An 18,881-nucleotide genomic window follows, 5' to 3' on the forward strand; every position below is an offset into this window, starting at 1 on the left:
AATTTAACCAATAATTTAATTCTTTTTTACTTCAAGCGTTTTTTATCACCCCACCAATTCCTTAATAACCTTTCCTTCCAAATCAGTCAAACGGAATGATCGCCCTTGAAAATCAAACGTAAGTTTTTCATGATCAAAACCAAGTTGATTCATAATGGTTGCTTGAATATCGTGAGGGTTTACCTTTCCAGAAACTGCCGAATAGCCCAATTCATCCGTTTCTCCATAACTTACCCCTGGCTTAATACCTCCACCAGCCATCCACATCGTAAATGCCTCCGCATGGTGGTCTCTTCCTTTGAAGGCGTTTGGTTTGCCCTCACGGTTCTCGGCCATCGGTGTACGCCCAAACTCTCCTCCCCACACAATAAGCGTTTCGTCTAATAAGCCTCTTTGTTTTAGGTCTAAAATCAATGCCGTTATGGTTTTATCCACACTTCTGCATTTGTTTATCAAACCTATGTCTAATGCTCCGCCGGCATCGGTGCCGTGTGTATCCCAGCCCCAATCGTACAATTGCACGAAACGCACACCGTTTTCTACCAATTTTCTGGCAAGTAGCACATTGTTGGCAAAGCTTCCCGTTCCGGGTTTAGTACCATACATTTCATGAATATAGGCAGGCTCTGACTTAATATCCATTACTTCTGGTGCCGAAATCTGCATTTTATAAGCCATTTCATATTGACTTATTCTACTTAAAATCTCTGGATCGCCGTAGTTTTTAAATTCGTTTTGATTTATTTCGTTTATGGCATCTATAGAGGCTTTTCTTATATCTCTGCCCATACCTTCTGGATCTTTTATAAAAAGTACGGGGTCACCTTCTGAGCGGCATTGTACGCCTTGGTAAACCGAAGGTAAAAACCCACTTCCCCATACACTTTTACCTGCATCAGGATTACTTCCGCCCGAAGTCAAGACTACAAAAGCAGGCAAGTTGTTGTTTTCAGAACCCAAGCCGTAAGTTACCCATGAGCCCATACTTGGTCTTCCTAATCTTGCACTCCCGGTTTGCATCAACAATTGGGCTGGAGCATGGTTAAACTGGTCTGTTGTTACGGCTTTCATGAAACTCAACTCGTCAGCCACTGTAGATAGGTGCGGCAAATAATTGCTAATCCAAGCCCCAGATTGTCCGTGTTGTTTAAACTCCGCCTGCGAAGCCAACATTTTTGGTACGCCTCTAATAAATGCAAATTTCTTGCCTTCCAGAAAAGACTGAGGACAATCTTGGCCATCTAACTTTAAAAGTTCAGGTTTATAATCAAAAAGCTCTAATTGCGATGGAGCACCTGCCATGTGTAAATAAATGACAGATTTAGCTTTTGGAGCAAAGTGTGGCGACCTCGGTGCAAGCGGATTTTGAGGATCAAAAAGACTTTGACTTGTATTTTTTGAACCTGAACAACCCAACATAGAACCCAGTGCCATACCGCCTAAACCAAGAAAACTTCCTTTAAGAAAATTTCTTCTGGTATCTTTTCTGATTTGTGCAAGAAGAGCCTCTTGAATTAACTTTTCCATTAGCTTTTTGTTATTACTTCGTCGAGGTTTAAAATCGAATTACATACAACAATCAATGCTCCCAATTCGGGACTTTCAACCCCAGTTATTATTTTACTGTTTTCTTTTCTATAAATAGCCAAAGATTGGGCATATAATTTGGCAAGAATCGCATAGTTTTCTTGACTAATTTTTTTTCCAGCGGCATATTCATAGGCCTTTTTTATACTCTCTTGATAGTTTTTCTTTGAATTATTAAAAGCTCTAAGGGCCAATTTAGCTGAAAGATCAACATAAACAGAGTCGTTTAATGTAACCAATGCTTGCAATGGCGTATTGGTTCGGATTCTGCGTGACACACATACTTCACGCCCAACTCCGTCAAAAGCCATCATACTTGGGTAAGGACTCGTTCGTTTCCAGAAGGTATAAACGGCTCTTCTATACTGCTCATTTTCGGAAGATTTTACCCACTTTTCACCATTATAAGGTGAACTCCATATTCCTTCGGGCTGATAGGGCATAACTGGCGGTCCAAACATTTTGGAATTCATCATGCCTGTAACGGACAAAGCCTGATCTCTAATTTGTTCTGCTGAAAGTCTTACTCTTGGTCCTCTGGCCAAATACCTGTTAGAAGGGTCTTTTTCCAAAGCTTCAGGTGTAAGTTTGGCATCTTGTCGATAAGTCGCCGAAAGCATTATTTCTTTTATTAATGTTTTAATAGACCATTTGTATTCATTCATAAACTTATAACTCAAATAGTCTAAAAGCTCTTGATTTTGTGGAACTGCACCCTGTGAACCTAAATCCTCTAAGGTTTCTACCAATCCCAGCCCAAATAATTGTTCCCAAACTCTGTTTACCATAGTTCTAGCCACCAAAGGATTATTTTTTGAGGTCATCCATTCAGCTAAACCTAATCTGTTAGCAGGAAATCCTGTTGGTATTGTTCCTAGGGAAGCAGGTACACCCGCTTTAACTTCATCACCCAAAGAGAGCCAACTTCCTCTTTCAAAAACTTGCGTTTTTCTAGAAAAATCATTTGGGTTTTCTACCATTATAGGTGTTTTCTCGACATTTGCATTCAATAAATCCCAAAAAATCGTTTTTTGCTTATTGTTTTCGGCAGTATTGATTTCAGGAAATCCTTTCGTAAAATAAAACCAATCAAAAGTTATACCGTTTGCATTTGGATTGGTGAGTTTTGGATTGACATATTTGAGATAAATGTCATGAAAACCTTCCGTTGACCGAATCGGCAGTTCGATTTTTTTCCATCCTTTTTTATCTTGTTCGAATTTGACCTTCCATTTAGCAATAGAATTTCCTTTTGGTTCGTCTAAGTTTATTTCTAAAAATCCGCCTTCCAAATATTCCTTGTATTGAAGAATAACTTTAGTTTTTCCTGTCAAATTAATGTTTTTGAGCCTTGCTGAAGAATTATGTCGCATTGATAGCCACTTGGTATCCGAGAGTTCAGAATTTACGAAATTATCGCATTTTAGAGAATTATGCGATGGTTGAAAGGTTTTTATAAAATTTATTAATTCTTGCTTTTCAGGTTCGGAAACTGTTTTTTGTAGATACTCTCCCAAGCCGTTTAAAGCAGTCTTTTGCGTGTCATCAAAATGTCTGAAAATAGGATATTCGTCGTAAGTATCCTCATCACGGCTGTTATTAAAAAATGCCATAAACTTGTAATACTCATCATGCCGAAAAGGATCGTAAGGGTGACTATGGCACTGTACACACGAAAAAGAGGTGCCCATAAGCGTTTCCCAAGTAGTATTCACTCTATCCAAAACAGCTGCCACCCTAAACTCTTCGTTGTCAGTTCCTCCTTCGTCATTGGTCATTGTATTGCGATGAAAAGCTGTGGCGATATACTGATCTTCGGATGGGTTTTTTAAAAGATCTCCCGCTAACTGTTCCTTTAAAAAAATATCATAGGGTTTATCTTCATTGAATGCCCGAATTAACCAATCTCTGTAACGCCAAATATTTCTGTCGCCGTCTCTTTCGTAGCCTTTGGTGTCCGCGTATCTGGCCATGTCGAGCCACATGGAGGTCCATTTTTCACCATAATGCTTCGAACTCAACAAGCTGTCTATCAATAGATCGTAGTTCTTGTTTTGTAAAAACTGATTTCGGAGATTATCTGATGCTGGAAAACCAATAATGTCTAGTGCTGTTCTTCTTAATAAATCTTCGGAGGAGGCCTCTTTTGAAGGTTTTAATCCTTGTTTTTCAGCATTTTTGTAGATATATCTGTCTATGTCATTTTTTACCCATTCATTAGAAAAATCAGGAATTTCGGGTTTTTCAACTGGAACATAAGCCCAATGCTCCTTCCATTCAGCTCCTTGGTCCACCCATTTGGTTAAGATTTCTATCTCTTCATCAGTAAGTGGTGCTTTTTCATGCGGCATCCTTTCTTCTGGGTCTTTAGTGGTAAGTCTTTTGATAAACTCACTCGAAGAAGCATCTCCTGGTACAATTCCGATTTTTCCCGATTTACCTTTTCCGTAAGCTTCTTCTTTGAATAATAAACTGTAGCCTCCCTGCTTTTTTACACCGCCGTGGCAGGTAATACAACTTTTATTGATAATGGGTTTGACTTGCGAATTGTAGTCAATTTTAGATTGAACACGGCATGCGTAATTGAAGAGCAAGAGCCCAAGAATTGAGAAAACAAGAATTTTGAGAGAAGCTTTTTTAAACATTCTTTTTACCGGCGGTTGAAACAGCTCACAATTTAAAAAAATCTTCTTAAATAATTTTAATAAACCTCTGATTTAAAGAACCAATGAAGCTATTCCATTTAAAAAACCCTAGGGAGTTGCAGAAACCCAAACTTCGCCATCTTCAAAATATTCCTTTTTCCAAATGGGAACAGTTTCTTTTAGTGTGTCTATTGCAAACTGACAGGCTTCGAATGCTGCTTTTCTGTGGGCAGAAGATGCTGCTATTATTACTGGTACTTCGCCAACTTCTAGTCTACCAATGCGGTGATGAATTGCCATTTGGCTTAAGCCAAACTTTTCTTTGGCCAGATTCGCTATTTTTTCCATTTCTAAAATAGCCATGGGTTTATAAGCCTCAAAATCTAGACGAAGTACGGTTTTTCCTTTTGTCAAATTTCTAACTGTACCAACAAATGTTACAATGCCTCCTACTTCATCAGAAGAAACTAATGAAACGCATTCTTCAAGAGATAATATGTTTTCTGTGAGTTTTATCATTATTATTTTAATCAACCTCCACTTACAGGCGGCACCAAAACTACCTCGTCTTTTTCAGACAAAATTTGAGTCATTTCGGCATAATCTTCGTTTACAGCTATTCTTAACGAGTTCAATTTGTTTAATTCTGGATACTCCTTTTTAAGGTTTTCCATGAAAACACCAACCGTTGTACCTTCTTCAAGCTCAATTTGATTTTCAAAAACACCAACCATTTCTTTAGTAATACCAAAACACAGCAGTTTTATTTTCATATATATTTTCTTAAAACATTATAACTTACATAGGCAATCAAAATGGCTGTTGCTTTTCTGACCCACACTTGGGTAAATTTATTCGTTGCCAAATAAGTTCCTATAAAACCGCCAATTCCTACTGCCACCATCAAAGCTAAGGCCAAAGTCCAAGGAAAATCCAAGGTCAAACTTTTTGATTGTCCTAATAAGCCCGAAAGCGAATTTACTAAAATAAAGAAGCTCGCTGTGGCAGCAATGTTTTTAGGTTTATCCCAATTTAACATATTAAGAACGGGCGAAAGAAAAATGCCTCCTCCAATCCCTACCATACCAGATAAAAACCCAATGCTTCCTCCCAAAACTGCATTAAACCATACTTTCTCGTTTAGATTTGTTGAAAAATCTACTTTTGATTGAGGTTGAAACCACATCAATATAGCAGCAATAAAAAGTGTTATACCCAATACTATAAAAAATAACTTTTCTGAAATAGGCAACAAGCCCCCTATAAAAGCCATAGGCACACTAACGAAAACCAAAGGACCAACTTTTTTAAGATTAAGAAATCCTTTTTTATAAAACTGCAGGGTGCCATTAGAAACTACCGTGAGATTACAAAGCAAAGAGATAGACCTCAATATTTTAAAATCAATATTGAAAAGGGTCATTACAGCTAAATAACTAGAACCTCCTCCAAAGCCAACGGAAGAATAGAGCAATGCTATTCCAAAAAATAATAATAACAACTGAGCATTATCGAAAACTATCTGCATTTAACGAATGTTTCTTTTTTACAAAAATGACAAATATTTACGCCTCCTCAAAAAAAATACGGAAATTGAGCCATTATTTAATTAAATGAAGGAAATAAGCAAAATACTGAGCTTCTACGATTCTCTGAAAAAATCAGCCAATCAAGCTTGTGCCTTGGCGATTGTGGTTTACGTTGAAGGCTCTTCATACAGGCGTACAGGTGCCAGAATGCTGGTGAGCGAAAACGGTTTTTGGGAAGGTGGCATAAGTGGTGGATGCCTAGAGGGTGATGCTCTAAAAAAAGCTCGCATGGCTATTTTAAAATCAAAACCTAACTTAGTAAGATACGACACAAGTACCGACGATGATCATCAAATAGGAGTAGGCTTGGGTTGCAATGGTATTATAGATGTACTGTTTATTCCTATAGATTATCAAAGCTCGGAAAATGCGATAGAAATATTAAAAAAAGGTATAGCTGAAAATATAAATACGATAGTTTCCATAACCAATTCAGACGCTCATCCTGAATTTCTGGGTAAAATTTTCGCCTATACTTCTACCGAGGATTTGGCGTTCCTGTCTGAAATAGTTGATATAAAAAGTTTTGCCGAGGAAATTGAAAATCTGGAAAAGTCTAAAAATTATAATTTTGACAATAAAATCAGGGTTTTTGTAGAAAAAATTCCAACACCTATTCAAGTTTATATTTTTGGAAATCAATATGACATTTATCCTTTAATTGAGCTTCTAAAAATGCTTTATTGGGAAATACTAATTGTATCCGAACCCTCAAAAATAAAGAACCCAGAAGGCTTATCTATTATTAGTCCCACAGATTTTAATATAGAAAATATCAATGAAAATTCGGCTTGTTTACTGATGTCCCATTCCTTAGAAACCGACAAAGCTAATTTAAGAAAATTGACAACCGCTAATCCAAAATACATAGGTATGCTTGGGCCAAAGAAACGCTCAGAAAGAATAATTTCAGAATTAAAAACAGAAGGTGTTGTTATAAAAGAAAATGTGATTTTTGCACCGACAGGATTAGATATTGGTGCAAACACGCCGGAGGAAATCGCACTGGCCATATTAGCTGAAATAAAGGCAGTTTTTAATGAAAGAGCTGGTGGCTTTTTAAAAAGTCGAACTTTGCCGATTAACGAAAGAAATGAAGAAATTTTTAAATTTAATTGAATGGTTTCGGTAGAAAAAGCTTTCGAACTTATCATGCAAAATACGCTTTCTCTAAAGGTAGAAAGCATCCCTTTTCAAAAAGCATTGGGACACATTCTGGCAGAAGACCTGGTGGCTGACCGAAACTTCCCGCCTTTTGATAGAGTAACAATGGACGGAATAGCTATTGATTTTAAGGCTTATAAAAATGGTAGACGCAAGTTTAAAATACAAGAAATGCAAGCCGCAGGAGATGAGCAAATAACCTTATCTTCCGACCAAAGTTGCATAGAAATTATGACCGGCGGAGTTTTACCTAAAAACACCGACACGGTTATTAGATATGAAGATGTAGAAATTGTAGATGGAATGGCAGAGATATTGGTCGACATAAAACAAGGCCAAAATATTCATTTAGAAGGCGTAGACAAAAAACAAGGAGAGCTTGTTTTGAAACAAGGCACAAAAATTAATGCTTCTCATATAGCTTTGGCAGCCTCGCTTGGAAAAGAAAACTTGAATGTTTATGTATTGCCCAAAATCGCCATTATCTCTTCAGGAGATGAGTTGGTAGATGTTACAGATCAGCCACTTCCACATCAAATTCGAAAATCTAATGTGTATGCCATAGAAACCATCCTCAAAAAAGTAAATGCAGAAATTACCCATTTCCATATTGCTGATGACTTAGAAAACTCCGTAGAAAAAATAAAAGAGCTTTTAAAAGAATTTTCTGTTTTGATATTTTCAGGTGGAGTATCAATGGGCAAAAAAGACTTTATCCCAGAAGCCTTAGCTCAAAATAGTGTAATCGAAGTATTTCATAAAATCTCACAAAAACCAGGAAAACCCATGTGGTTTGGAAAAACTGACAAAAACCTTGTTTTCGCTTTGCCTGGAAATCCGGTTTCAACATATTTATGCACTTTACGCTATGTTTTGCCTTTTTTAGAAAAAAGTCTCGGAACAAACAAAGGGGAATTTCAAAAAGTAATATTAGGAGAAAACATAGTTTTCAAACCCAAACTTAGCTATTTTTTGCAAGTAAAAATCATAAACGAAAATGGTGCTTTTTACGCATTTCCTTTAAAACACAATGGTTCGGGTGACTTTATAAGTTTGATTAACGCTGACGGATTTGTGGAGTTGCCAAACTCCGAAAATGATTATTTTGAGAAGGGAAAAATCGTAAATTTTTTCGCTATTTGATTTAAACCTAAACAAACTGTGACAAAAAAAGAAATAAGAACACATTTCAAAGGCTTAAGAAATGCACTAAAATCGGAGGAAATTGATAAAATGAGCAAGCGGATACACGATTTGTTGTTTAGCAGATTGATGATGCACCGCTATTCGCCTATTCATTTATATCTACCTATTAAAAGAAATAATGAAGTAGATTCACTTTTGATTTTAAACACACTTCGAAAAGATTTTTCCCCAGATATATTTATTCCAAAAAGTCTAGAAAACGGAGAACTGCTCCATACCAAATTTTTAGAATCAACACCTGTCGAAACCAATCATTGGGGCATAGAAGAACCGATAGACATAGAGCACGCACTGAATTCAGAGGCTTTTTTTGAGCAATTCAAAAACGAAGACATCCTGATTTTTGTGCCGCTTTTAGCTTTCGACAAAAAAGGAAACCGTGTGGGTTATGGAAAAGGTTTTTACGACAGATTTCTTCAATATGCCACCAAAGACACCACCATCGTAGGACTTTCTCTTTTTGAACCAACCGACTTAATTGAAGATCCGAATGAATTTGATGTCAAAATGAATTTTTGTGTTACGCCGGAGCGAGTTTGGGCTTGGTAAATTAAATGTAAAATGACTAAACACCTAAGCATAACGATTTTCCAAATCGTTTAAATATATAAGCTGCTAATATTCAAATTTTCAAATGACTTTCATATACTATTTCATCCTTATATTTACCAATTACCCGATTAAATAGAAACTACATTTTTTGATGTCCTTTGCGGCGATTTGAAAAATCGCCGTACAAAAAATCCAAACCTATTTTCATTTAAAAAATCTTTTCCGTAATTTTGCAGCCCTTTTACACCCATCAATACATTTACAAACATTTCAACAAAAAGAGAATAGACCTCTCTCTTTATCAATAATTTAAATACCCTGCCATGGGTCGGGGGGTAAGATTATTTATCATGAAAGTTGCAGTAGTAGGAGCTACCGGTCTAGTGGGTGGCGAAATCTTGAAAGTTTTGGCGGAAAGAAATTTCCCTGTTTCAGAAATCATTCCAGTCGCTTCTGAGCGTAGTATCGGAAAAAAAATCAGTTTTAAGGGTCAAGAATTTACCGTTGTGGGTTATGACGAAGCCATCAAAATGAAGCCAAACGTGGCAATATTCTCTGCTGGTGGTGGCACTTCGCTGGAGATGGCTCCAAAATTTGCAGATGCTGGCATTACGGTTATTGACAACTCATCGGCATGGCGTATGGATCCTACCAAAAAATTGGTAGTACCAGAAGTAAACGCAGATTGTTTGACTTCGGAAGACAAAATCATTGCAAATCCAAATTGCTCCACTATACAGATGGTGGTAGTAATGAAGCCTTTGCACGACAAATATAAAATCAAACGTGTGGTAGTTTCTACCTATCAGTCGGTTACGGGAACTGGAAAGGCGGCCGTTGACCAGCTTTTTGCCGAAAGAGCAGGTGACGATAGCGTTTCGAAAGTATATCCGCACAAAATCGACTTAAACGTATTACCTCACATCGACGTATTTCTTGAAAATGGATATACCAAAGAAGAAATGAAGATGATAAAAGAGACCAACAAAATCATGGGAGACGATAGCATCAAAGTTACGGCAACCACGGTTCGTATACCTACTATCGGTGGTCACTCCGAGGCGGTGAATATCGAATTTGAAAACGATTTTGACTTGACAACCGTGCGTGAATTATTGGCCGCTACCGAAGGTGTTATTGTACAAGATGATCCAGCCAATTTCCTATACCCAATGCCTATCACGGCACACGGTAAAGACGAAGTATTTGTAGGCCGTATACGCAGAGACGAATCACAAGAAAAAACGCTAAACCTTTGGTGCGTAGCAGACAACCTTCGTAAAGGTGCCGCTACAAATGCCGTACAAATAGCAGAATATCTTTTGAAAAAAGAGATGATATAACAAAACCCAATAAGAATCAAGTGTAAAATCCTGCTAAGCAATTGGCGGGATTTTTTTGTTTTTTAAGAAAAAATGGAATTAAATAATAGATAAAGTTTTATTCAATAAAATATTTGCTCAAAAGTCTTTCAGAAATTTTAACTTTATTGAAAAAATAACGAATGCGAAACCTATACTTTATTCTGTTTACCTTTTATTCTTTTTGTGCGGTTTCACAAAAACCTGATTTAAATAAAACTATTTCTGAAATCCTAAAGAGCAAAAATGCCACAGTAGGCGTTTCCATCTATGATTTTTCTTCAAAAAAATCTTATGGAATAAACCAAAACGAGCATTATCCAATGCAAAGTGTTTTCAAGTTACACATTGCTTTAACAGTTTTGGATTTGGTTGATAGAGACAAATTGAGTCTCACACAAAAGGTTTTTATTTCGAAAGAACGCATGCAGCCCGATTGGTACAGCCCTTTAAGGGACAAATACCCAAATGGAAATATTAAACTAACTTTGGCTGAAATTCTTAAACCAACGGTTTCTGAAAGCGATAATGTGGGTTGTGAGGTTCTTCTTGATCTTATAGGTGGACCAAAAGTGGTAGATGCTTATTTGAAAAAAATTGGCATGAAAGATGTTCAAGTAAAACATAACGAAACCGTTATGCAGGCCTCTTGGGAGCCGCAATTTGAAAATTACTCTTCGCCCAACTCGGCAGTTGAGCTTTTGATGGCAATACACAAAAATAAAATTTTATCTACTAAAAGTAGAGCATTTGTCCAAAAATTACTTTTAGAAACCTCCACTGGCCCCAAAAGAATTAAAGGTCTATTGCCTAAAGGAATTATAGTTGCACACAAAACTGGCACTTCTGGCACAAATAAACAAACAGGTGAAATGGCAGCGGTAAACGATATTGGTTTAATTACTTTACCAAACGGAAACCAATTTGCTATTGCTATTTTTGTGAGTAAATCGAAAGAAAAAATTGAAACAAACGAAAAAATAATAGCTGAAATTGCCAAAGCTGCTTATGATTATTTGAAATGAAAGATTTTGAATATTTAGTAAAACGATTCAACAAATGCTCTTTACCCAAAGAACAATGGACGCACGAAGCACATCTAGTGGTAGCCATTTGGTATTGTAAAAACTACGCCTTAGAAAAAGCTTTGAATCTACTAAGGTTTCAAATTAAATTTTATAATACATCCGTCGGTACACCAAATTCACACACCCGAGGATATCACGAAACTTTGACTAGATTTTGGCTTTTGATTGCCGCCATGTTTGTAAAGTCATATTCTGGAAAGAGTTTTGAAGAAACAGCGGATGCTATTTTAGCTTCTCCATTTGCAAATCGAGGTTTGGCCTTAGATTATTACTCACAAGAGGTTTTGTTTTCTTTAAAAGCTCGAAAAAGTTGGGTTGAACCCGATTTACAAAAGCTCCCATTAGATAATGAAACTTGTTTTCCATTAGAAGCACATTTTATTCTCTCTGATGAAGAATTTTCAACTCAGTTCGCATCAAAAATCTTGAATCCTGAAATTTTCACGCATGAAGCACATCTGCGATTAGCTTGGATCTTGATAAAAAATCACGGTTTGGAAAAAGGAACAGAATTGATTTGTTCACAAATATTGGCATTCGTAATTCCTCTCGGTGCAGAAGAAAAATTTAATACCACACTCACAGTAGCATCTATGAAAATGGTGAATCATTTTATACAAAAAGTCGAAAGTGATGACTTTTTAGACTTTATCCAAACTTTTCCAGCTTTGAAATACGAATTCAAGAACTTAGTTTCCAAACATTATAGTTTTGATATTTTAAAAGAAGAAAGAACAAAAAAAGCGTTTGTTGAGCCCGATTTGTTGGAGTTTTGATTTAAGAATATGGACTAACTAAAACACTTCCATTAATTGATTTTATAATTGCCGAAAGTCCTTCATCATCACCATCAATCCCATAAAGTTCCGAATAAAGCAATTTTACTAATTCTTTAATTTCAAAACCAGAAAACTGACTTTTCGATAAATAAGGCACCAACATTAATATTTGATTTGTTGATTCGGTGCCATCTAAAGCAGGTAAAATGTATTTAACATTTTGCAAAACCAATGCACCATTTTTTTGATAAAAAGCTATCCTTTTAATTCTCAGTTCTTTGTCTTCTCCAAATTCGGGGTCATCTACTTCCATCAAAAGATGTTTTTTTTGGTTGTTAGCATACTCTTTCAATTGTTTGAATAGCCTCTCCCCTACTTGATTTCCCCTATGGTTATGTTTAACAGCCAAATAATCTAAAAGCAAAAAATCAGACCCAAGCAAGTCAAATAAGAACCCAATGCCTACCACTTTGTTGTTAAGTTTGGCTGCAAAAAGTACTTCTTTGTTTATTTTTAGTCTGATTTTTAATGTTTCTATTGGCTGACGCTCATTGGCAGGAAAAGATGATTCATAGATTTCGAAAACCTCTTTAAAGGTTTCTAGTTCATCTATTTCTACCTTAACTATCTCCATGCACTATTATGAGTTTTGGCTTTTTACATAAAGTTATACAGAAAGCCACCTAACTTTTGTCTTTTGAGGTAATGCCCTAAAAATCTTGCCTTATGACTCTGTGCTTTATGCCTTTGTGCCTAATGCCACATAGCTTCATTTACTCAATCCCCTTCCCAGTTGCTGCCCAATAAATACCTCCGTAGATATGGTCTAGGAAAGTTTGATCTGAGAATGTAGCAGGTATGTGTCCTAAAGCAGTATAAAATGCTCTCCCACCATCATATGGATGATACCAGCTGATTGGATGCACATCTCCCATTCCTTTGCCTTCATTAGGTCCCCACTTTGTTTTTGGGTCGTAGGTTTTTTCGTCAACAGTCACCAAAATTTTTAAATCATTTGATTTTGCAGGCGTTTGAAACTCATACCATTCGTCTGTCCAAAGTAGTTTTTTCGGAAAACGCTCCATGCCAGGGAAATTGCTATCCTGCACTCTCAAATATGCTGTTTGCTGTGCTGGGTGAATTTTAAACATCATTCCCACCATTTTGGTGTACCATGCCCATTCGTATTCGGTATCAGACGCACTGTGAATACCCACAAACCCTTTTCCTGATTGGATAAATTTCTCTACTGCTTTCTGTTGTTCGTCGTTTAAAATATCCGCAGTCGTATTTAAAAAAATGATAACTTGGTATTTTTCTAAATTTTTATCAGATACAAATTGTGTGTTTTCTTGCCAGTCTACATCAAAATTATGTCTTTCTCCCAATTTTCTAATTGCTTCAACGCCCTCATGAATAGACTCATGGTGCCAGCCACCGGTTTTAGTGAAAAGAAATACCTTGAATTGTTTTTGGGCAAATGCCGAAACATTAAATACTAAAGTAGCAATAAGAGCCAAAAGCACTCTATTTTTCATTTTTATTAAATTTAAAGATTGAATAATATGGTCAAACTTACAAAAAGAATGGCAATTTAATAGTTTCTGTAAAGCAAAAAATAGCCCCAAGAAAATACTTGAGGCTTTAGTTTTTAATGTAATATCATTTTTTGTAATAAAAAAGTGCCTATCCCCGCAAAATAACCAATTAGTGCAAGCCAACTTATTTTTTTCAAATACCAAAAAAACTCTATTTTAGCAATACCCATAGCTGCCACGCCTGCTGCAGAACCAATAATTAATATGCTGCCGCCCGTACCTGCACAATAAGCCAAAAGCTCCCAAAACTGATTATCCATAGGAAACATATCCATGGAGTACATTTCTTTAGCAGCAGCAACCAAAGGTACGTTGTCGACAATTGATGACAATAGGCCTATTGCCGTAACAACAATAGTTTGATTTTTCAGATTTTCGGTGAGCCAATTTGCGGCAGAAGCAAGAATCCCTTCAGTTTCTAATGCACCTACTGCGAGTAAAATTCCCAAAAAGAAAAGTATACTAGGAAGATCTATTTTTTCTAAAACTCTATAAATAGAAAGCTTGTTTTTTAAATGCTCATCTTTGTCTTTTAACAATACTTCTCCAACAACCCAAATAGTTCCTAAAGCTAAGAGCATCCCTAAAAACGGAGGTAAATGAGTAATTGATTTAAAAACAGGTACAGAAAGTAGTCCCAACATCCCTATCCAAAAAATAATGTATTTACCAAATTCTGGTGCAGCTTCTTCATTTTTATTAAGACTCTCTTTTTTCAAGGGCAATGTGCCTTTCATTGAAAACGCTGAGAATAACAATGGAATCAAAAGACTAACTAAAGATGGTAAAAACAAACCTTTGATTAAGTTTCCAGTAGAAATTTGCCCGCCAATCCAAAGCATTGTTGTGGTAACATCTCCAATTGGAGACCATGCTCCTCCAGAATTTGCCGCTATTACTACAAGGCCAACATACAATAGTTTGAGGTTTTTATCATGAACCAACTTTCCAATCAAAGCTGTCATAACTATTGTAGTTGTTAGATTGTCCAACAAGGCAGACATAAAAAATGTAATCAAAGATAGAATCCAGAGTAATCGTGATTGGCTTGTAGTTTTTATTTTGTCCGTAATGATTTCAAAACCACCGTAGGTTGCCACTAATTCAACAATAGTCATGGCTCCCATCAAAAAGAACAAAATTTGGGCGATTTCACTTAAGTGTTCATTAAGTTTTTCATTGGTGTGTTCCATATTGGGTGAAACTAGTGCCACCAAAGTCCAACAAAAAACCCCTGTTAATAATGCAGAGGCCGATTTGTTTATTGAAATATTATGTTCGAGAACGATAGCTGTATATCCAGCTATAAAAACGAGAATTAAAAGTGTTGTCATTTTTTATAAGGGGTTAAATTTTATCAAATTTAGAAGACTATTTGATATTTTATCCTCCCTAAACCACTTTTTTTTAAATAATGTTTAAATTAAATAATTTCTTTTTTAATCAATTAATAATAAGTGCGTTATTTAGTAAAAATGCAGACATAAAAAGAAAAAAAGGTTGCCATTTTTGGCAACCTTTCATTTAAAAATATTATTGGTTTTAAACAAAAATACTTTTCTGTAAAAGATATACTGCTATACCAGAAAAATACCCAATCAATGCCAACCAACTGATTTTTTTCAAGTACCAAAAAAACTCAATTTTGGCAATCCCCATAGCTGCAACACCCGCTGCCGAGCCAATTATTAATATGCTTCCTCCCGTACCCGCACAAAATGCCAATAACTCCCAGAACGGGTCATCCATTGGAAATTGCTCTAAGCCGTACATTCCCATCGCAGCCGCTACCAAAGGCACATTGTCAACTATTGAAGAAAGTATACCTATAATAGTGACAACTACCGTCTGATTTTTAAGATTTGTAGTTAGCCATTCCGCAGCAGAGGTAAGCAATCCTACCGATTGTAAAGCTCCTACTGCAAGCAAAATACCCATAAAGAAAAGAATGCTTGGCAGGTCAATTTTTTCCAGAACCCTAAAAATTGATAATTTATCTTTTATTTCGACTGCTTTATCCTTAATGAGTATTTCCGCAACAGCCCAAATAACTCCTAAAGCTAATAACATACCCATAAAAGGAGGCAAATGCGTAATAGACTTGAATATTGGAACAGATAATAATCCGCACAATCCAACCCAAAAAATTATGTTTTTACCAAAAGTCAATCCTTCAGTTCCACTTTTTTTAGTGCTAGTTTTTACAGGCAAATCGCCTTTCATTTGTGTAGAAAGTACCAATAATGGTATCAATAAACTTACCAAAGAAGGTAATATCAACTGGCCAATTATACTTCCTGTAGAAATTTGTCCACCTATCCATAGCATAGTAGTGGTAACGTCTCCAATCGGCGACCAAGCTCCACCAGAATTGGCAGCAATCACTATCATTCCGACATACATTAATTTAAGTTTTGTGTCTTGCACAATTTTTCCTATCAAAGTCGTCATCACAATTGTGGTGGTAAGGTTATCTAAAAGTGCCGACATGAAAAATGTAATTAGGGCGATAATCCACAACAATCGAGATTGACTTGTGGTAGTAATTCTGCTAGTAATGATCTCAAAACCACCGTAAGTTGCTATCAGCTCAACTATAGTCATAGCACCCATCAAAAAAAACAAAATACTAGCTATTTCGCTTAGATGTTCATTAAGATGATGTAAAGTTTCTTCAATATTAGGGGAAATTAAAGCAACTACCGTCCATGTTAAAACTCCTGTTAAAAGAGCCGAGGAGGATTTATTAATCGAAAGTTTGTGTTCTAGTACGATGGCTGCATATCCAACCAAAAAAATCAAAATAATTAGTCCTTCCATATTTTATATATACATAGTTTTTTCAAAAATAAGTGTGGTGACCGAAAAACAAGCATAAAAATTTAAATTTTTGCCTTTTTGAAAAAAGCAAATTGATATTATGCAATAAAATATTCTTAGGTTTAAAAGTGAAAATTGCCGAATTTACGTTTAAAATTATGCATTTATTAAATTCCATTCTTTACGGTAAGGCCGCCATAATAATTTATTAGCTTTTCGGTTTTTTACAAATCTCTCATTTACATTATCCCAATGAAGCTCTTTACCTAAACGGTAGGAAATCAAACCCAAATGCATCGGCATGGTCATTTTTCGAGCATAAGCAAGATTAGATTCTGGTTGGGTTCGTGTTTTTACTGCGTCTACGAAGTTTTGTTGATGGCCGGGAGATCTAGTTATAGTTATCGGCACTTCAGGAACATCCAACATTGTTACGCCATTTATAGTTATTTCCTTTGTGCTATAATCGCAGATCAAAGTTCCTTTTTCTCCTTCAAAATAAGCTCCTATTCCTCTTGCTGCTGCTCCCGGAACATTTGGGGGCGTTGAAGTCCAAAACAACTTTAAATTTTCAAATTCATAGGCAATATCTATGGATTTGGGAGCAGTTGCCACACCTTCTGGTTTCGTACCAGTCGCTGAAACTTTCTTAAGATTTTGCGGATCCAATGACATCCAAACGATATCCGCTATATGACACCAAAAATCTTGAAAAACGCCACCTGAATAATCTAAAAAATAACGATAATTGAAGTGTACTCTTTCTGGCGAATATTTATGATAGGGTGCTGGCCCTAACCACATATCATAATTCAAATTGGCTGGAGGTTTTTGGTAATTTGTTGGCCCCAAAACTGGCGGAAAACCTGTTTTCCATAGTCTCACCGTTTTTATTTGACCCAATACACCTGATTTTATTATTTCGGCTACACGGTGATAATTTTCGCCTGCGTGTATCTGTGTGCCTAATTGAAATATTTTATTGTGCTTTTGTTGAGCGGCCAGCATCATTTGTCCTTCTTTTACAGAAAAAGAAAGCGGTTTCTCTCCATAAACATCTTTACCAGCTTCAAATGCCATAATAGCTAATTGTGCATGCCAATGATCAGGTGTGGCAACCGTTACGGCATCAATATCTTTTCTATCTAAAACCTTTCTGAAATCATCAAATAGTTCAAGTTTTCGGTCAGGATATTTTTCGGAGTATTTTTTAGCTGTATTATTAAGGTGCTCAGAATCTAAATCGCAAATTCCCACCACATCCACTTCTTGTAAAGCCCCAAACCAGTTGAGATGGGCATTGCCCATGCCACCTAATCCTATATGAGCTACTCTTAATTTATCGCTTGGAGCTACTTTTCTAGCAAAACTTGGAAATGCGGCCATGCCTAAGGTAGCCAATGCAGTTTTCTGAAGAAACTGCCTTCTTGAAGTAAGGTTTTTCATATCAAAAATAGGGTTGAATTATTTCTAATATGAATGTAGCAGTTTTTTCAATCAAGTAAAACAATTTTCCTAAATTGTTAACACTATTATTTCAAAAAACACTTTTCCTTTATAAGGTTTGTCAATTATATATATTTTTATGAAGTTAGTATTACCTAGTTAAATAATAAATTTCATACATAAGATAAGCTTTTCTTTTCATATCCTACAAAGCCTCCAACAATAATTCCGCAAGGTCATAAACCTTTACCTCGTGTTCTTTTTCTTTGTTTTTTACGCCATCAGACATCATAACCATGCAGAAAGGGCAGGCAACCGCTATCGCTTTTGAACCTGTTGATAAGGCGTCTTCTATTCGTTCTACATTTATATCTTTAGTGCCTTTTTCTGGTTCTTTAAACATCTGTCCACCACCAGCTCCACAGCACAAGCCATTGGTTTTGCATTTTTTCATCTCCACCAATTCGGCATCCAATGCTTTTATAACATCTCTTGGAGCTTCATATATATCATTTGCTCTTCCGAGATAGCAAGAATCGTGATAAGTAATCTTTTGACCTTTAAAAGCACCTCCACTTACTTTTAGTCTACCTTCGTTGATAAGGTTTTGTAAATACGTAGAATGGTGAATTACATCATAAGTACCTCCAAGCTCGGGATACTCATTCCTCAAAGTATTGAAACAATGGGGACATGCTGTTACAATATTTTTTATACAATAGCCATTCAGAACCTGAATGTTTTGCTGTGCCAACATCTGAAAAGTAAACTCATTTCCAGCCCTTCTTGCGGGATCGCCAGTACAAGCTTCCTCTGTACCTAACACAGCAAACTTAATGTTGAGGTGATTCAATATTTTCACAAAAGCTTTCGTGACCTTTTTGTAGCGATCGTCAAACGAACCAGCACACCCTACCCAAAACAAGATTTCAGGTGTTTCACCATTCATTGCCATTTCGGCCATTGTAGATACTTTGTATTCCATGTATTTTAAATGATATAAAACAAAAATAGTATGCTTGCATAATATTTGCAAATCTCTACCT

The 18,881-nt window shown here is 36.1% G+C and carries 17 protein-coding genes; 6 read left to right on the forward strand and 11 right to left on the reverse strand.

Translation table 11 applies throughout. From position 1 onward, the window contains the following. Positions 1–45: 45 nt before the first annotated feature. The 5 genes from EGI22_RS00170 to EGI22_RS00190 form a co-directional block, all read right to left on the reverse strand. Positions 46–1,527 (reverse strand): DUF1501 domain-containing protein, encoded by a 1,482-nt coding sequence (locus tag EGI22_RS00170; protein WP_255065501.1) that lies wholly within the window; start codon positions 1,525–1,527, stop codon positions 46–48. Beyond that, on the reverse strand, positions 1,527–4,232 hold the full coding sequence (locus EGI22_RS00175) for a DUF1553 domain-containing protein (protein ID WP_255065502.1): 2,706 nt from the start codon (positions 4,230–4,232) through the stop codon (positions 1,527–1,529). Before EGI22_RS00175 ends, EGI22_RS00170 begins: the two co-directional genes overlap by 1 nt. Positions 4,233–4,340: 108 nt before the next feature. After that, positions 4,341–4,751 carry a molybdenum cofactor biosynthesis protein MoaE gene (locus EGI22_RS00180; RefSeq protein ID WP_255065503.1) on the reverse strand — a complete coding sequence of 137 codons (411 nt, stop codon included), beginning with the start codon at positions 4,749–4,751 and terminating at the stop codon, positions 4,341–4,343. An 11-nt stretch (positions 4,752–4,762) separates the two neighbouring features. Further along, a complete protein-coding gene (moaD, locus tag EGI22_RS00185; RefSeq protein ID WP_255065504.1) occupies positions 4,763–5,005 on the reverse strand; it encodes a molybdopterin converting factor subunit 1 in 243 nt (80 codons plus the stop codon). Next, positions 5,002–5,760, reverse strand: coding sequence for a sulfite exporter TauE/SafE family protein (locus EGI22_RS00190; protein WP_255065505.1), 759 nt, complete (start codon positions 5,758–5,760; stop codon positions 5,002–5,004). The genes moaD and EGI22_RS00190 overlap by 4 nt, the downstream gene beginning before the upstream one ends. Positions 5,761–5,845: 85 nt before the next feature. Here EGI22_RS00190 and EGI22_RS00195 point away from each other — a divergent pair, with 85 nt between their 5' ends. From EGI22_RS00195 to EGI22_RS00220, 6 genes are all read left to right on the forward strand, one after another. Next, positions 5,846–6,940, forward strand: a complete 1,095-nt coding sequence (locus EGI22_RS00195; protein WP_255065507.1) for an XdhC family protein — start codon at positions 5,846–5,848, stop codon at positions 6,938–6,940. Further along, entirely contained in the window at positions 6,941–8,128 is a 1,188-nt protein-coding gene (locus EGI22_RS00200) for a molybdopterin molybdotransferase MoeA (RefSeq protein ID WP_255065508.1), read from the forward strand. 18 nt (positions 8,129–8,146) lie between these two features. Then, a complete protein-coding gene (locus EGI22_RS00205) occupies positions 8,147–8,740 on the forward strand; it encodes a 5-formyltetrahydrofolate cyclo-ligase (RefSeq protein WP_255065509.1) in 594 nt (197 codons plus the stop codon). Positions 8,741–9,093: 353 nt separating this feature from the next. Beyond that, complete coding sequence (locus EGI22_RS00210; RefSeq protein ID WP_255065510.1) at positions 9,094–10,086, forward strand: aspartate-semialdehyde dehydrogenase; 993 nt, start codon at positions 9,094–9,096, stop codon at positions 10,084–10,086. 161 nt (positions 10,087–10,247) lie between these two features. After that, complete coding sequence (bla, locus tag EGI22_RS00215; protein ID WP_255065511.1) at positions 10,248–11,129, forward strand: class A beta-lactamase, subclass A2; 882 nt, start codon at positions 10,248–10,250, stop codon at positions 11,127–11,129. Next, on the forward strand, positions 11,126–11,968 hold the full coding sequence (locus EGI22_RS00220; protein WP_255065512.1) for a hypothetical protein: 843 nt from the start codon (positions 11,126–11,128) through the stop codon (positions 11,966–11,968). The genes bla and EGI22_RS00220 overlap by 4 nt, the downstream gene beginning before the upstream one ends. 1 nt (position 11,969) lies before the next feature. Here the strand turns inward: EGI22_RS00220 and EGI22_RS00225 are convergent, their stop codons facing one another. From EGI22_RS00225 to EGI22_RS00250, 6 genes are all read right to left on the reverse strand, one after another. Next, positions 11,970–12,605, reverse strand: a complete 636-nt coding sequence (locus EGI22_RS00225; protein WP_255065513.1) for a GNAT family N-acetyltransferase — start codon at positions 12,603–12,605, stop codon at positions 11,970–11,972. Between the two features lie 139 nt (positions 12,606–12,744). Further along, complete coding sequence (locus EGI22_RS00230; protein WP_255065514.1) at positions 12,745–13,509, reverse strand: ThuA domain-containing protein; 765 nt, start codon at positions 13,507–13,509, stop codon at positions 12,745–12,747. A 113-nt stretch (positions 13,510–13,622) separates the two neighbouring features. After that, on the reverse strand, positions 13,623–14,903 hold the full coding sequence (gene nhaD, locus EGI22_RS00235) for a sodium:proton antiporter NhaD (RefSeq protein ID WP_255065515.1): 1,281 nt from the start codon (positions 14,901–14,903) through the stop codon (positions 13,623–13,625). A gap of 208 nt (positions 14,904–15,111) precedes the next feature. Next, on the reverse strand, positions 15,112–16,389 hold the full coding sequence (nhaD, locus tag EGI22_RS00240) for a sodium:proton antiporter NhaD (protein WP_255065517.1): 1,278 nt from the start codon (positions 16,387–16,389) through the stop codon (positions 15,112–15,114). 156 nt (positions 16,390–16,545) lie between these two features. Next, a complete protein-coding gene (locus EGI22_RS00245) occupies positions 16,546–17,835 on the reverse strand; it encodes a Gfo/Idh/MocA family protein (protein WP_255065518.1) in 1,290 nt (429 codons plus the stop codon). Between the two features lie 205 nt (positions 17,836–18,040). After that, entirely contained in the window at positions 18,041–18,820 is a 780-nt protein-coding gene (locus EGI22_RS00250) for a (Fe-S)-binding protein (RefSeq protein WP_255065519.1), read from the reverse strand. Positions 18,821–18,881 lie beyond the last annotated feature (61 nt).

It is taken from the genome of Lacihabitans sp. LS3-19, from assembly GCF_024343575.1.
Taxonomy (GTDB): Bacteria; Bacteroidota; Bacteroidia; order Cytophagales; family Spirosomataceae; genus Leadbetterella.

What these genes read in the sequence shown, in the direction of transcription:
- EGI22_RS00250 (WP_255065519.1), bottom strand. Translation starts at nt 18,820, where the DNA reads ATGGAATACAAAGTATCTACAATGGCCGAAATGGCAATGAATGGTGAA.
- EGI22_RS00200 (WP_255065508.1), top strand. Translation starts at nt 6,941, where the DNA reads ATGGTTTCGGTAGAAAAAGCTTTCGAACTTATCATGCAAAATACGCTT.
- nhaD (WP_255065515.1), bottom strand. Translation starts at nt 14,903, where the DNA reads ATGACAACACTTTTAATTCTCGTTTTTATAGCTGGATATACAGCTATC.
- EGI22_RS00245 (WP_255065518.1), bottom strand. Translation starts at nt 17,835, where the DNA reads ATGAAAAACCTTACTTCAAGAAGGCAGTTTCTTCAGAAAACTGCATTG.
- EGI22_RS00220 (WP_255065512.1), top strand. Translation starts at nt 11,126, where the DNA reads ATGAAAGATTTTGAATATTTAGTAAAACGATTCAACAAATGCTCTTTA.
- EGI22_RS00180 (WP_255065503.1), bottom strand. Translation starts at nt 4,751, where the DNA reads ATGATAAAACTCACAGAAAACATATTATCTCTTGAAGAATGCGTTTCA.
- EGI22_RS00210 (WP_255065510.1), top strand. Translation starts at nt 9,094, where the DNA reads ATGAAAGTTGCAGTAGTAGGAGCTACCGGTCTAGTGGGTGGCGAAATC.
- EGI22_RS00190 (WP_255065505.1), bottom strand. Translation starts at nt 5,760, where the DNA reads ATGCAGATAGTTTTCGATAATGCTCAGTTGTTATTATTATTTTTTGGA.
- bla (WP_255065511.1), top strand. Translation starts at nt 10,248, where the DNA reads ATGCGAAACCTATACTTTATTCTGTTTACCTTTTATTCTTTTTGTGCG.
- EGI22_RS00230 (WP_255065514.1), bottom strand. Translation starts at nt 13,509, where the DNA reads ATGAAAAATAGAGTGCTTTTGGCTCTTATTGCTACTTTAGTATTTAAT.
- nhaD (WP_255065517.1), bottom strand. Translation starts at nt 16,389, where the DNA reads ATGGAAGGACTAATTATTTTGATTTTTTTGGTTGGATATGCAGCCATC.
- EGI22_RS00225 (WP_255065513.1), bottom strand. Translation starts at nt 12,605, where the DNA reads ATGGAGATAGTTAAGGTAGAAATAGATGAACTAGAAACCTTTAAAGAG.
- EGI22_RS00170 (WP_255065501.1), bottom strand. Translation starts at nt 1,527, where the DNA reads ATGGAAAAGTTAATTCAAGAGGCTCTTCTTGCACAAATCAGAAAAGAT.
- EGI22_RS00175 (WP_255065502.1), bottom strand. Translation starts at nt 4,232, where the DNA reads ATGTTTAAAAAAGCTTCTCTCAAAATTCTTGTTTTCTCAATTCTTGGG.
- moaD (WP_255065504.1), bottom strand. Translation starts at nt 5,005, where the DNA reads ATGAAAATAAAACTGCTGTGTTTTGGTATTACTAAAGAAATGGTTGGT.
- EGI22_RS00195 (WP_255065507.1), top strand. Translation starts at nt 5,846, where the DNA reads ATGAAGGAAATAAGCAAAATACTGAGCTTCTACGATTCTCTGAAAAAA.